Source organism: Sphingobacterium anhuiense, from assembly GCF_042686355.1.
Lineage (GTDB): Bacteria > Bacteroidota > Bacteroidia > Sphingobacteriales > Sphingobacteriaceae > Sphingobacterium > Sphingobacterium anhuiense.
On the sequence record NZ_JBHUPE010000010.1, the window covers coordinates 66,417 to 79,447 of the forward strand.

14 protein-coding genes are annotated in these 13,031 nt (G+C 35.8%); 10 read left to right on the forward strand and 4 right to left on the reverse strand.

Annotated features, from left to right (window positions below):
* The first annotated feature begins 1 nt into the window (after position 1).
* The 5 genes from ACFS6I_RS19805 to ACFS6I_RS19825 all read left to right on the forward strand — a co-directional run bounded on the left by ACFS6I_RS19805 (position 2) and on the right by ACFS6I_RS19825 (position 6,088).
* The gene (locus tag ACFS6I_RS19805; protein WP_380923214.1) at positions 2-3,301 is read left to right on the forward strand and encodes a S41 family peptidase; all 3,300 of its coding nucleotides are present in this window, start codon (positions 2-4) and stop codon (positions 3,299-3,301) included.
* Positions 3,302-3,484: 183 nt separating this feature from the next.
* Positions 3,485-4,414, forward strand: a complete 930-nt coding sequence (locus ACFS6I_RS19810) for a CPBP family intramembrane glutamic endopeptidase (RefSeq protein ID WP_208700741.1) — start codon at positions 3,485-3,487, stop codon at positions 4,412-4,414.
* Entirely contained in the window at positions 4,389-4,604 is a 216-nt protein-coding gene (locus tag ACFS6I_RS19815) for a putative signal transducing protein (RefSeq protein WP_208700743.1), read from the forward strand. Before ACFS6I_RS19810 ends, ACFS6I_RS19815 begins: the two co-directional genes overlap by 26 nt.
* A gap of 1 nt (position 4,605) precedes the next feature.
* Complete coding sequence (locus ACFS6I_RS19820) at positions 4,606-5,406, forward strand: phosphatidate cytidylyltransferase (protein WP_132771758.1); 801 nt, start codon at positions 4,606-4,608, stop codon at positions 5,404-5,406.
* Positions 5,407-5,416: 10 nt separating this feature from the next.
* On the forward strand, positions 5,417-6,088 hold the full coding sequence (locus tag ACFS6I_RS19825) for a DUF2461 domain-containing protein (protein ID WP_380923217.1): 672 nt from the start codon (positions 5,417-5,419) through the stop codon (positions 6,086-6,088).
* 3 nt (positions 6,089-6,091) lie between these two features.
* Here the strand turns inward: ACFS6I_RS19825 and ACFS6I_RS19830 are convergent, their stop codons facing one another.
* Positions 6,092-7,279: an anhydro-N-acetylmuramic acid kinase gene (locus ACFS6I_RS19830; protein ID WP_380923219.1), complete on the reverse strand. Its 1,188-nt coding sequence runs from the start codon at positions 7,277-7,279 to the stop codon at positions 6,092-6,094.
* A 116-nt stretch (positions 7,280-7,395) separates the two neighbouring features.
* On the opposite strand from ACFS6I_RS19830, the gene gcvH reads away from it, so the two are divergent.
* Positions 7,396-7,776: a glycine cleavage system protein GcvH gene (gene gcvH, locus ACFS6I_RS19835; RefSeq protein ID WP_021189281.1), complete on the forward strand. Its 381-nt coding sequence runs from the start codon at positions 7,396-7,398 to the stop codon at positions 7,774-7,776.
* Between the two features lie 60 nt (positions 7,777-7,836).
* On the opposite strand, the gene ACFS6I_RS19840 is transcribed toward gcvH, so the two are convergent.
* The 3 genes from ACFS6I_RS19840 to mqnB all read right to left on the reverse strand — a co-directional run bounded on the left by ACFS6I_RS19840 (position 7,837) and on the right by mqnB (position 10,425).
* Positions 7,837-8,580 (reverse strand): DUF6263 family protein, encoded by a 744-nt coding sequence (locus ACFS6I_RS19840; protein WP_380923221.1) that lies wholly within the window; start codon positions 8,578-8,580, stop codon positions 7,837-7,839.
* 88 nt (positions 8,581-8,668) lie between these two features.
* On the reverse strand, positions 8,669-9,655 hold the full coding sequence (locus tag ACFS6I_RS19845; protein WP_021189278.1) for a pyruvate dehydrogenase complex E1 component subunit beta: 987 nt from the start codon (positions 9,653-9,655) through the stop codon (positions 8,669-8,671).
* Between the two features lie 140 nt (positions 9,656-9,795).
* Complete coding sequence (gene mqnB / locus ACFS6I_RS19850; RefSeq protein WP_380923224.1) at positions 9,796-10,425, reverse strand: futalosine hydrolase; 630 nt, start codon at positions 10,423-10,425, stop codon at positions 9,796-9,798.
* 105 nt (positions 10,426-10,530) lie between these two features.
* Here mqnB and ACFS6I_RS19855 point away from each other — a divergent pair, with 105 nt between their 5' ends.
* From ACFS6I_RS19855 to ACFS6I_RS19870, 4 genes are all read left to right on the forward strand, one after another.
* Positions 10,531-10,944, forward strand: a complete 414-nt coding sequence (locus ACFS6I_RS19855; RefSeq protein WP_380923226.1) for a 6-pyruvoyl trahydropterin synthase family protein — start codon at positions 10,531-10,533, stop codon at positions 10,942-10,944.
* Positions 10,945-10,971: 27 nt separating this feature from the next.
* The gene (gene folE, locus ACFS6I_RS19860; protein ID WP_132771763.1) at positions 10,972-11,601 is read left to right on the forward strand and encodes a GTP cyclohydrolase I FolE; all 630 of its coding nucleotides are present in this window, start codon (positions 10,972-10,974) and stop codon (positions 11,599-11,601) included.
* 213 nt (positions 11,602-11,814) lie between these two features.
* Positions 11,815-12,471: an O-methyltransferase gene (locus ACFS6I_RS19865; protein ID WP_380923229.1), complete on the forward strand. Its 657-nt coding sequence runs from the start codon at positions 11,815-11,817 to the stop codon at positions 12,469-12,471.
* A 22-nt stretch (positions 12,472-12,493) separates the two neighbouring features.
* Complete coding sequence (locus tag ACFS6I_RS19870) at positions 12,494-13,021, forward strand: glucosaminidase domain-containing protein (RefSeq protein ID WP_021189273.1); 528 nt, start codon at positions 12,494-12,496, stop codon at positions 13,019-13,021.
* Positions 13,022-13,031: the final 10 nt, after the last annotated feature.

Sequence of the window (13,031 nt, forward strand, 5' to 3'; positions counted from 1 at the left end):
TATGTTAAAACCTAAACTTCGATTTTTAGGATTAGTAATGGCTTTATCGGGTGCTTTTTCAGTAGAAGCACAAGAAACTTTGTTATTGAGAAGTCCTAGTATTAGTGCCGAAAATATTGCTTTCGTATATGGAGGTGATATTTGGATCTCGGATAAATCTGGAGCAAATCCAAGAAGATTAACGACAAATCCTGGTGTTGAACAAAACCCCATCTTCTCACCGGATGGAAAACAGATTGCTTTTACGGGTAATTATGATGGTAATACAGACGTTTATGTCATGCCGATTGAAGGTGGTGAACCTAAACGTATTACTTTTCATCCCGCATCTGATGTGCTGCGAGGCTGGCTAAATAATAATGAAGTATATTATACCACAACCCGCGAATACAATTATGCATTAAGTCCACGTTTATATTCTTCATCTGTTACTGGATTGACATTGGACAAATCGCTTCCTATGCCAGAGGCTTATCAGGGTAGCCCTTCTAAAGATGGACGCTATTGGGCTTATATAAAAAATACAGATCCTACGGAACGTGACCGTGTTGCTTTTAAGCGCTATAGGGGCGGTGGTATGCCATCCATTTGGATTTTCGACACAAAGAGTAATCAAATCGAAATAATCCCTGGAGAGCGCTGCAATGACGTTAAGCCGGTATGGTTGGATAATAAGGTTTACTTCCTTTCGGACAGAGATAAAATTGTCAATATTTTCTCGTACGATGTCAAATCAAAAAAAATCGATAAAATTACCAATTTTACTGACTATGACGTCAGAACATTGACGGGCAACGGATCGGAATTGACCTTTGAACAAGAAGGAAGAGTACACATTTACAATATCAATTCAAAGTCTTCTACAGCATTAAAAATTAATGTGAGTAATGATGCGTTGTATAAAAGACCACATTATGATAATATGCGTGATGATATTCGCACTTTGAACATTTCCCCTACCGGGCAACGTGCTCTTATCGAAGCGAGAGGGGAAATATTCTCTGTACCGAAAGAAAAAGGTGAAGCTCGCAATATTTCAAATTCTCCAGGAGCACATGACCGCTTTCCAAGCTGGTCTCCGAACGGGAAATGGGTTTCCTATATTTCGAGTGAAAAAGGGAAATATGTACTTCAATTACGCGATCAATTTGGAAAAGATGAACCTCTCATGTATACTTTAGGTGAATCTAATTTTTATTTTGAACCTACCTGGTCTCCTGATTCTAAGAAATTGTTTTATAACGATTCTCACTTGAATTTATTTTACATTGATATCGATAGTAAAAAGATAGTCAAGGTAGATTCGGATAGTGAAAGTGCTCAGACTGGCCGTGTTTTTAATCATTTCCAACCAAGTTGGTCACCTGATTCGAAGTGGATTTCTTACATTAAAACACTTCCAAATTCCGTTTCGGCAGTATTTTTATATCATCTTGACAGTAAAAAAAGCACACAGATTACCGATGGTATGAGTGCGGTTCGATCGACTTCATTTAGTCGAGATGGTAAGTATCTTTTTTTCACAGCAAGTACAAATGTAGGACTAACAAATTCAGGACTGCATATGTCAGCAACGGAGCGTCGTGCTAATTATGAAGCATATGCATTCATTTTATCCAGTAAAACACCATCTATTTTCAAAAATGAAAGTGATGAAGAAACGATAAAAGAAGAGAAAGAGGAGTCTGAAAAGCCTAAAGAAACAGCAAAGGCTAATAAAAAGAAAAAAGACGAGAAGAAAGAAGAACCAAACAAAGAAGCTTCAAAACCTGCGGTACAGCCTACAGAAATAGATTTTGATAATATCAATAATCGAATTGTTGCGCTTCCATTAGGTGATGGTATTTATGGTATCAATGGATCTGTCGTCAATCAATTGACATATGTCAAGAATGGGACACTCTATGCTTATGATTTTACAGATTTCAAAGAAAAAGATCTTGTCGCAGGTATCCGCTCATATGCTATCAGTGCCGACGGTAAGAAAATGATTATTCAGACCAGTACAGGTATTAATATTGTAACAGCAGGTCAAAAAGTGGCAAGTCCTACAACTGGTGTATTGAAATTGGATAATATCAAACAATTAGTTGATCCTGTTGCTGAGTGGAAACAAATATTCGATGAAGTATGGGCAATGCAGAAAGATTATTTCTACGTTGAAAATATGCATGGAGCAGATTGGAATGCTGTAAAAACGAAATACGAGAAGTTCTTGCCTTATGTAAGTCACCGTTCTGATTTAGGTTATTTATTGAACGAAATGATGGGCGAAATGGTTGTTGGACATAATTATATTTATCCAGGCGATCAACCTAGTGGTCCTTCGGTTAGTGTGGGTGTCTTAGGAGCTGATTATTCTATTGATAAAGGTTTTTATAAGCTTGATAAAATTTTTACACGCTTAGATTGGAATCCATCATTTAAAGCGCCTTTGTCCGAACCGGGATTAAATATCAAATCGGGAATGTACTTAGTAGCAGTTAACGGTACAGCAGTTACTGCCGATATGGACCTGTACAGTTTATTTGATAATACTGTAGGCAAACAGGTAAGCATTAAAGTCAATACAAAACCTAGTTTAGTTGGCGCTAAAGAATATGTGGTGAAGCCAATCTCATTTTCTGATGAGATGAGTTTAAGAAGCACCGAGTGGATGGAGCGCAACAGAAAACGTGTGGAAGAATTAAGCAAGGGTCAGATCGCGTATATTTATATGCCTAACACAGGTGGAGAAGGATACACTGCTTTCAATCGCTATTATTTCTCTCAGATGGATAAAAAAGCGGTATTAATTGATGAGCGTAACAATGGTGGCGGTTGGGTTGCCGATTACGTAATTGATTTATTGTCCCGTGATTTAATCGCCGGATGGGGAATACGGGACGGAAAGGGATTCAATACTCCAGGTAATGGAATCTATGGACCCAAAGCAATGATTATCAATGAAAATGCGGGTTCCGGAGGAGATATGATGCCTTATATGTTCCGCCACAAAGGATTAGGAAAATTGGTGGGCCGTACCACTATGGGTATTTTAGTTGGTATCAGCGGTTATCCTCCTTTATTGGATGGAGGAAGAATCACTTCACCAAACTTTGGTGTATACGATTTGAAAGGCAATTATATCATCGAAAATGAAGGTGTTGCTCCAGATATTTTCGTTGAACAAACACCTAAGGATTTGATAGAAGGTCGTGATCCACAATTGGAAAAAACGGTTCAGATCTTGTTGGAAGAAATGAAAAATTATCCCTACAAGAACATGAAAAAACCGGCTGATCCAATTCGGGTTAATTAATTGAAAAACATGGAAATCCCGTTTCATTTTAAATGAAACGGGATTTTTTTTGTTTACAGGTTTCTATATCCAGATAGACGTTGTTCTAGATGTAGCATGATAGCTTAAAGTAGATCTTTTAGAAGATTTTGAGGTAATAAATTTTAATTGTAATATATTTATAGAATAAATTAAAAGTACTACATGGAAGAATTAGTGACAAAGATAAATCCCGGAAAATCTTTATTTAGATTATTGCTTTACATGATCGTTTTGGGTGTAAGTATTCAATTGGTATTGATGGGATTATCACTATTGGTTATGAAGATTTTGTCTCCCGAGAGTCCGTTCAGTTTATCTTTTTTTCAAGAAAATACAGTGGCACTCAAAGGGATGTTGCTGATCAGTAGTGTTACAACATTTATTTTACCAGCTTGGATCTTATATCGTAGCGAATCAGGCATTCATCCCTATTTTGAAAGAATAAATAAGGTTTCATCATTACAATATCTTTTTGTCTTTGCGGCCATGCTATGTTTCATTCCTATGATGTCATTGCTTGCGTATTGGAATGAATCTATGCAATTGCCCGATAGTCTTCAAGGTGTACAGCAGTGGATGCGTGCTAGTGAAGATAGTGCCGCTGTAATGACTAAACAAATTGTAGAGGAGTCAACTTGGGGCGGTTTATTGATCAATCTGATCATTTTAGCAGTGGTGCCGGCCGTAGGTGAAGAAATGGTTTTTAGAGGCTGTCTACAAAACATTTTTGGACGTTGGATATGGAATAAGCACGTGGTCATTTGGTTAGTAGCAATAATCTTTAGTGCATTTCATATGCAGTTCTTTGGATTTATTCCTAGAATGCTTCTTGGTGCCTTTTTTGGATATCTCTATGTCTGGAGTAGAAACATATATTTGCCTATTTTTGGCCATTTTATTAATAATGCAAGTGCCACCATTACAGCGTTTTATTATACAAGAAAAGGGATACCTTTCGAAGAAATGAATAACTTTGAACAAGAACCAATTTGGGTTTACCTTGCAAGCTTAATATTTACTGTTATTTTTGTAGTATTATATTATCGTTCAACTAAAAAAATCCCATATGGAGCAAGGCTGGAAGAAGATTAAAGTGTATACTAATGCAATAGAAGCTGAGATCGTTAAACAAATGTTAGAAGAAAGCGGGATACCTGCTATTGTATTAAATAAGCAGGACTCATCATACCTTGTATTTGGTAAGATTGAGCTTTATGTGAATCAAGAAGATGAGCAACAGGCATTAGTTTTAATCGAATCTACGACAGAAAGCGAAGATTAGTATGAAAACTAGAGCTATTACAGGATTTTTCTTTATCATCGTCATGGTTGGGGCTATGCTTCTGGGCGACGCAGTTTTCCTTGGATTTTTTTCTTTATTAAGCGCCTGGTGTCTGTATGAGTTTTATGGTATTGTTAGCTCAGAAGATCGTAGACCAAGTAAAGCTTTAGGTATATTGACTACAGTTGTTTTATTTAGTACAACAGCGTTATATAGTTTAGGCATTTTTGAGGCGAAGTATATTTTGTTATGCATCCCTTTTCTTTTAGCGATCTATATACAAGCTCTTTATCAAAAGCGTGATTTCCCCTTTAATGATATCGGCTTTACCATTTTAGGTATTCTGTATGTTGGATTTCCTTTTTATTGTTTTACAAGATTAGGCTATATAGGTGGTTCATTTAATCATTTTTTACCTTTGGGTTTTATGATTTTACTTTGGACGAGTGATACAGGGGCTTATTTAGCTGGGAGATCCTTGGGAAAACATAAACTTTTTGAGCGAATTTCTCCAAAGAAAACCTGGGAAGGTTTTATTGGTGGTATTGTATTGGCAGTTCTTGTATCTTTATGTTTAGCACATTATTTTGAAACAATACCGCAATGGCAATGGATTATTGTAGCAATGATAATTGCTGTATTTGGTACATTGGGTGATTTGGTAGAATCGATGCTTAAAAGAAGCTTAAATGTGAAAGATTCTGGACATATATTACCTGGACACGGAGGTTTATTAGATCGATTCGACGGTTTATTAATCGCTGGACCTTTGGTATATTTATTTTTGTTTTTAGTAAATTAAGATCATATTTATGGGACATATTAATCAAAATACGTTTAAATTTTTAAAAGATTTACAGGATAACAATACCCGCGAATGGTTTGCAGAAGAGAAAGAACGCTATGAAGCGGCTTTAGCTGATGTTCGTTTGTTTGTGGCTGATTTGATTAATAGCCTGTCTCAATTTGATCCTCATATTACGACCGATATTCAGGCCAATAAATGTTTGTTTCGTATCTATCGTGATACGCGTTTTTCAAAAGACAAAACACCCTATAAAAATTGGTTCGGTGCAGGTATTTCCAAAGATGGCCGTAAATTGGACGGACCAGAATATTATATCCACATCTCTCCAGATAATTCATTTATTGCCTGTGGTTACTGGAGACCAGAAAAAAAACATTTAGATGCTATTCGTCAGGAAATAGATTATAACGAAGAGAAATTTAATGCAATTATAGCAGATTTACAGAAAAAAAGTGGTCTTACTTTAGAAGAAGAAGACAAACTAAAACGCCCCCCTGCTGGCTATGAGGCAACACATCCTTCAATTGAATTTTTAAAATTAAAGAGCTTTGTTGCACACAAAAGCTTATCCGATAGCGCTCTGACTGATAAAAATGCTTTGAATAATATCATTGCCTTATATAAAACAATGCTTCCTTTGAAGCAGTATCTACACGAAGCTATTGATAATGATTAGTTGTTATTGAGGTAAGCTAATTTTACCCATACAGACTGCAGGAGAATCTTTTATTTGACTTACATTGTCTCGGTCGCCAACCAATGTTTCATTAGCCAGTAGAGCAAATAACACTGCTTCTTTAGCGTCGGGATCAATGCCTAGTATTCCAAATGAGGAGACTTTATGATGAGGCAATCCTGCTTTGATTTTAGCGACCAATAGCGGATTGTGTAAACCTCCCCCACTGATGTAGATATGTACATTGCTTAATGTTTTTGACAGCTTATGGATTGCGTCAATGATGCATGTTGCAGTAAATTGATTTAAGGTGGCCATGATATCTTCAGGAATCATATGAAGATTATTGGATGCTATCTGACATTTTTTTAGATAATCCAAATTAAAGAGCTCCGGACCAGTTGTTTTAGGGAATTCATCTTGTAGAAATGGTTCTTTTAAAAGCTCATTTAAAAGTCCCTCATGGATAGTTCCTTGTGTAGCGATGTTTGCATCCTTATCCATCTCTATATCAAATTTTTCTTTTGCAAACTGATTCATAATGGTATTTCCGGGGCCGATATCTGTTGCAAAAGCTTTCAAATCACTTTCTTGGCTAGGTATAAAGGTATAATTAGCAATGCCACCGATATTCAATAAAAATCGATTTTCTTTCCTGTCCGAAAAAAGTAAGTAATCGCCGTAGGCCGTCAGAGGTGCACCTTCACCACCTGCAGCGATGTGTTTTTGTCTAAAATCTGATAGTGTAATAATACCAGTTTTTACAGCAATATGATCGCCATCCCCGATTTGAAGAGTGCTGTTAGGCATTAATTGATCATCTGTAAGGCTTTGTGGAGCGTGGTATACTGTCTGCCCATGGCTAGCAATACAATCGATTTCTGTATGTGGAATCCCCCATTTTTCAAGAGCCTGATTAATCAGTGCTGCATGTACATTTCCGACGTAAGCATGAAGTCCGCAGAGCAGCTGTTGATCAATTGTACGCTTTGCAAAAACACCTCTTACGTATTTTCTAAACTCATCCTGATAGTCCATTGTAATAAAATTATCTACGCTAATTTGTGTAGACTTACCACTATTACTTATTCTACAAAGTGCAATATCAAGACCATCCAATGAAGTCCCTGACATAAGTCCTATTATGAAGCGACTATCTTTTTTTGCTATTTTGTAAAGCTTTTCAATCATTGAGTTCATACCTTAAAAGTAGGAACAAAATATGATAGAATACACAAGATTTTTGTGATATAAATATATTTTGTAACTTCATGGCGTAATTAAATAGAAGATTAAAAAAAAGTAAAATGAATTTTCCAGCAGAATTAAAATACACTAAAGATCACGAATGGATTCGTGTTGAAGGTGATGAGGCCGTTATTGGTATTACTGATTTCGCACAACGTGAGTTAGGTGATATCGTATTTGTAGACATCAACACAATTGGTGAAGAAGTGGCTGCAAACGAAATCTTTGGAACAATCGAAGCAGTAAAAACGGTTTCTGATTTATTCATTCCTGTTACAGCAACAGTGTTAGCTGTTAACGAGGCAATCGATGCATCACCAGAATTAGTAAACTCAGATCCTTATGGAGAGGGTTGGATTATTCGTATCAAATTAAATGATGTAGCTGACGTTGATGCTTTATTAACTGCTGATCAATATAAAGAAGAAATTAACGCGTAATTTTAACATTTACGTTCAATAAAACCACGAAAGAGCTGTCATTGACAGCTCTTTTGTGGTTTATAGGATTTCTATTTTGTTGGTGACTTCAACCTCTTCATTTTTTACTTTTGTTTCGAGCGTAAGCGCTTTTAAATAATGAGTTTTAGGATTTAATAGGTATTGGCCAGTGATTGATCCGACAGTTTGGCCTTCTGCCGTTATACTTCCTTCCGAAGTAATCGATATACCCTCTGCTGAGATACTTTTTAGGGTATATGTTTGTTCTATTGGGCCTAGAGACTTATTATTTGCTGTTGCTTTCCATTGTTCTCCAACTTTTAATTCTCTATTTGGGTATTCAAACGCTGCTTCTTTGAGCATATTGGCATCAAACAGATCATTATCATCAGGTAAATCTTCGACATCTTTTATTTTTCCATTTAAACTCATTACAGCCACGATAGGGGTCTCCAGCAAAGTTTTAACTTTTTCATGGATCTGTTTGGAAAGTTCATTGGCTTCTGGATTCTTGGAGTCATAGTTGACGGTCATCATTCCTGCATCCATCGTCATGATCATTTCTGTATATTTCGTTGCATAGGTCAATGTACTGTCTGTAGCATTGGTGTTTGTTGTCTCGCACAACATGGTTGCATCGATCATAGTACTTTGAGCACCAGCATTGACATCTATAGTCATGTGCATTTTTTGTGAAAAGGGATTATTAAGGTCGGGTTTCAGCTTTAATAAAACTTTGTCTTGAGCAATTAATGTCGTAATAATAAAGAACGACAAAAAAGCGAGCGATAGGGGCTTGATCATTTAAAATTAGTTAGTAAAATATCCCCTAAATTAAAAAAGACCTTTGGTATTACCAAAGGTCTTTTTTGATTTAAGCAATTAGATGCTTTTATTTTTTGATGTAAGCAACTTCTTTTACAGCTTTTACAACTTTAGCAACACTTGGAAGAGCTGCTTCAATTAATGTAGCTGCATATGGAAGAGGAACATCTGCTGCTGTAATACGAACGATTGGAGCATCTAAATAATCAAATGCATTACGTTGTACAGAATATGTTATTTCAGATGAAATAGACGCTAATGGCCAAGCTTCTTCCACAATTACCAAACGGTTTGTTTTCTTAACAGACTCGATAATAGTTGGGTAATCTATTGGACGAACAGAACGTAAGTCAATTACTTCCACATTGATACCTTCTTTTGTCAATTCTTCAACAGCAGGTAATACAACACGTGGAACCATTTTACCGAAAGATACGATGGTTACATCAGTACCTTCTTTAACAACATTTGCTTTACCTATTGGTAAGTAATATTCTTCTTCAGGCACGTGACCTTTATCACCATACATAACCTCAGATTCCATAAAAATAACTGGATCTGGATCAATCATAGCAGATTTTAATAAACCTTTCGCATCATAAGGATTTGAAGGAACAACAACTTTTAATCCTGGAGTATTTGCATACCAGTTCTCAAAATTTTGAGAGTGCTGTGCTCCCAATTGCCCTGCATTACCAGTTGGACCACGGAATACTATTGGAATAGAGAATTGACCTCCACTCATGGAACGAATCTTTGCAGCAGCATTGATAATTTGGTCAATCGCAACTAAAGAAAAGTTGAAAGTCATGAATTCAACGATTGGTTTTAAACCGTTCATTGCAGCACCGACTGCTATACCTGCAAAACCTAATTCTGCAATAGGTGTATCTATCACGCGTTTAGCTCCGAATTCATCCAGCATACCTTGGCTCACTTTATAAGCACCATTGTATTCTGCAACTTCTTCTCCTAATAAAAATATTGTTTCGTCTTTACGCATTTCCTCGTTCATCGCTTCACGAAGTGCTTCTCTGAATTGTATCTCTCTCATCAGTTGTAAAATAGTGTCAAATTTTAGATTACAAATCTACTATTTATTATTGATATTTTGAAGGTAATTCATCGCTAAATATCTGCTTTTATGTCATTTTTTAATAACAGGATGGCGAAAACAGTAATAAAATTCAAAAATTAAACTTTATATATTTTAGACAAAATTTCGAAAAGAACCGCATTGCTATTGTGGATAGCGAGCGGTACGTTCCACGTGGCGCGATTTCGCTTCTCTACATAATTAGATATTCCACGGATCTGTATGGTTTGAATTTTTGCTTCAGATGCAACTAAAAAAACAGACCCTCCTTCCATGGATTCAATCAATGCATCGGGTATTTGTATCAGTAATTTCGAAATTTCTATTTCATTTCCATGTACTTTATTAACTGTTACACCTAGCCCTGTTGGTAATGCATGCACCAGTTCCTGAGTTGTCTTATTTTGTGTGGCCACATAATGAGCGCTACCAAATCCAAGTTCATCAATCGGAATGAATCGCTCATCATCTTCTGCTCCTAATTCTGAGAAGATCTCGCGATCGATTGAAACGACCGCCCCTATTGGTAATGATCGATTAAAGCAGCCACCAATACCGATATTAATGATAAGATCATATTGATTATTTGCAAGATGTTTTCCAAGCCGATAAGCTGTTTGTACCATACCCACTTCCGTTATTAAATAATCGGTATTCGGATATGCAGCAATACGATCAAGGAAGGGTTGAATTTCGAATCGAGTTGCTGCTACTATAAGTGTTTTCATGTGGGATAACCTTTATACAATATTAATCAATATTTACGCAAATGTGATGGTAATGATTTCGTTGAAAGCGATATTTTGGTTGCAAACACGTATCTTTGTGGTATTATGGTATATATCACTCGTCGTGAGCGCTTTTGCGCTGCACATAAGCTTTACCGCGAAGATTGGAGCATTGAGAAAAACGAAAATGTTTTCGGAAACTGTTCAAATGTTAATTGGCATGGTCATAATTATGATTTGTTTGTGACGGTCAAAGGTGAAGTAAATCCAACAACAGGTTTTCTGATTGACTTAAAATTGATGAAAACCATTATTTTGGAAAATATCGTAAATAAAGTCGATCACAAAAATATTAACCTTGATGTTGATTTTATGAAAGATAAGATGGCTTCTACAGAAAATATAGCAATTGCTATATTTGAGGTATTAAAACCATTATTTGAAGAACAAAAAGTGCAGTTGCACAGCATTCGCCTTCATGAAACAGAAAATAATTACGTCGAATATTTTGGCGACTAATCTTATACACTAATTTATTTAATTACTATGAGTAATCACTCATTTGAAGAAGAAGAGTTAGACGGCTACGTGAAAATTGATCAATATAATCAGGAAAAAGTTGGTCGTATTGCCGCTCATTATACAGATATTTTAGAATCTCTAGGAGAAGATCCGAATCGTGAGGGATTATTGAAAACACCAGAACGTGTAGCAAAAGCTTTGCAGTTTTTAACTCATGGATATGATATTGATCCTGCTAAAGTATTACAAGGTGCTATGTTTGAGGAAGACTATAGCCAGATGGTTGTGGTAAAGGATATTGAAGTGTATTCGATGTGCGAGCACCATATGTTGCCATTCTTTGGTAAAGCACATATTGCTTATATTCCTAATGGTCATATCGTTGGATTGAGCAAAATTCCACGCGTTGTAGATATCTTTGCACGTCGACTACAAGTTCAAGAACGTCTTACCAATGAAATCCGTGACTGTATTCAAGAAACCTTAGGAGCAAAGGGTGTGGCTGTGGTGATCGAATGTAAGCATATGTGTATGGCTATGCGAGGCATTCAGAAGCAAAATTCTGTCACTACAACATCAGCATTTACAGGAGCTTTTCAAAACGATGTAACGCGTTCGGAATTCTTAAAACTAATTACTGCAAACTTGACGTAATTCAATAAAAAAATAACAAAAATTAAAGTCCAATCTTCCCATGATGATTGGACTTTTTTTTCTTTAAAAATTCAAAGAATTTAAAAAATCATGATTTTTTAAAAGTGTCATTATGCTTCATAAAGGCGGATGCCATTTTTTATGTAACATTTGATTAAATATTAATGATCTAATTATCAGATCTTTGTATTTTATTTTTTCTGATTATAAATCATGTTCAGTAATTTTGTTGTTATGGACATTTGTAATGAGCATTTAGAATCTTACTTAGAGCGCACATGTGACGAAGAAAATCCGTTGCTAAAAAGCGTCAATAGGGAGACCTATTTGAAGGAAACAATGCCTCATATGTTATCCGGACATTACCAAGGAAGGGTGCTTGCTATGCTTAGTAAATTAGCTGCTCCAAATACTATTTTGGAAATCGGTACGTTTACTGGATATGCTACTTTATGCCTTGCAGAAGGCTTGTCTAAAAAAGGGATTTTACATACGGTAGATGTTAATGTAGAACAGGAGGAGCGTGTACAGGGATATTTTGACAGATCTGAATATGCGTCTCAAATTAAATACCATATTGGTGATGCTGCAGAAGTAATTCCGAAGATCGAAGGTAGCTTTGATCTGGTTTTTATAGATGCTGATAAAAAGCGTAATCATTACTATTACGAATTAATTTTAGATAAAGTCCCGTCTGGAGGGCTGATTTTAATCGATAATGTCTTGTGGAAAGGCAAAGTATTAGATGAAAATCCAGACAATCAAACAAAGCAAATCATAGATTTGAATGAACAATTAGCTCAGGACCAGCGCATCGAAAAGGTTTTATTGCCGATTCGAGATGGACTTTTTGTATTACGCAAAAAGTAATTAGTGGACTAAATGATTCTTTATGAATTTTAAAACATTAAAAAACTATGTCGCTGTATTAATTTTGATCGTCAGTAGTTATGCTACTGCATCCGCTCAAAGCAATCAATTTTATATTGATAAATACAGCCCCGTAGCACAAGAGATGATGCAAGAACATGGTGTTCCAGCATCAGTAATTTTAGCTATTGCAATGCATGAAAGTGCACATGGAAATAGTAAGATTGCTAAAAATTTAAATAATCACTTCGGTATTAAAGGAAAAAATAATAGCAAAGTGATTAATTCAGCATATAAAGGTTATAAATCAGTACTTGATTCTTATAATGACTTTATATCGTTGGTTAAAAGAAAGAAAACCACGACTCCCCTTTTTGAGGAAAATCGAGGACAAAACTACAAAGCTTGGGTAGGTGCTTTAGCAAAAGCAGGATATTCAAGAACTAAAGATTGGTCTGCGAAGGTTATCAAAACAATTGAAATGTATGATTTAGATAGTTTTGATAAAAACCCGACCACAATATCTAGGAAACTCACCGCTTCTAAGTAATGCTACTCAT

What these genes read in the sequence shown, in the direction of transcription:
- ACFS6I_RS19805 (WP_380923214.1), top strand. Translation starts at nt 2, where the DNA reads ATGTTAAAACCTAAACTTCGATTTTTAGGATTAGTAATGGCTTTATCG.
- ACFS6I_RS19810 (WP_208700741.1), top strand. Translation starts at nt 3,485, where the DNA reads ATGGAAGAATTAGTGACAAAGATAAATCCCGGAAAATCTTTATTTAGA.
- ACFS6I_RS19815 (WP_208700743.1), top strand. Translation starts at nt 4,389, where the DNA reads ATGGAGCAAGGCTGGAAGAAGATTAAAGTGTATACTAATGCAATAGAA.
- ACFS6I_RS19820 (WP_132771758.1), top strand. Translation starts at nt 4,606, where the DNA reads ATGAAAACTAGAGCTATTACAGGATTTTTCTTTATCATCGTCATGGTT.
- ACFS6I_RS19825 (WP_380923217.1), top strand. Translation starts at nt 5,417, where the DNA reads ATGGGACATATTAATCAAAATACGTTTAAATTTTTAAAAGATTTACAG.
- ACFS6I_RS19830 (WP_380923219.1), bottom strand. Translation starts at nt 7,279, where the DNA reads ATGATTGAAAAGCTTTACAAAATAGCAAAAAAAGATAGTCGCTTCATA.
- gcvH (WP_021189281.1), top strand. Translation starts at nt 7,396, where the DNA reads ATGAATTTTCCAGCAGAATTAAAATACACTAAAGATCACGAATGGATT.
- ACFS6I_RS19840 (WP_380923221.1), bottom strand. Translation starts at nt 8,580, where the DNA reads ATGATCAAGCCCCTATCGCTCGCTTTTTTGTCGTTCTTTATTATTACG.
- ACFS6I_RS19845 (WP_021189278.1), bottom strand. Translation starts at nt 9,655, where the DNA reads ATGAGAGAGATACAATTCAGAGAAGCACTTCGTGAAGCGATGAACGAG.
- mqnB (WP_380923224.1), bottom strand. Translation starts at nt 10,425, where the DNA reads ATGAAAACACTTATAGTAGCAGCAACTCGATTCGAAATTCAACCCTTC.
- ACFS6I_RS19855 (WP_380923226.1), top strand. Translation starts at nt 10,531, where the DNA reads ATGGTATATATCACTCGTCGTGAGCGCTTTTGCGCTGCACATAAGCTT.
- folE (WP_132771763.1), top strand. Translation starts at nt 10,972, where the DNA reads ATGAGTAATCACTCATTTGAAGAAGAAGAGTTAGACGGCTACGTGAAA.
- ACFS6I_RS19865 (WP_380923229.1), top strand. Translation starts at nt 11,815, where the DNA reads ATGTTCAGTAATTTTGTTGTTATGGACATTTGTAATGAGCATTTAGAA.
- ACFS6I_RS19870 (WP_021189273.1), top strand. Translation starts at nt 12,494, where the DNA reads ATGAATTTTAAAACATTAAAAAACTATGTCGCTGTATTAATTTTGATC.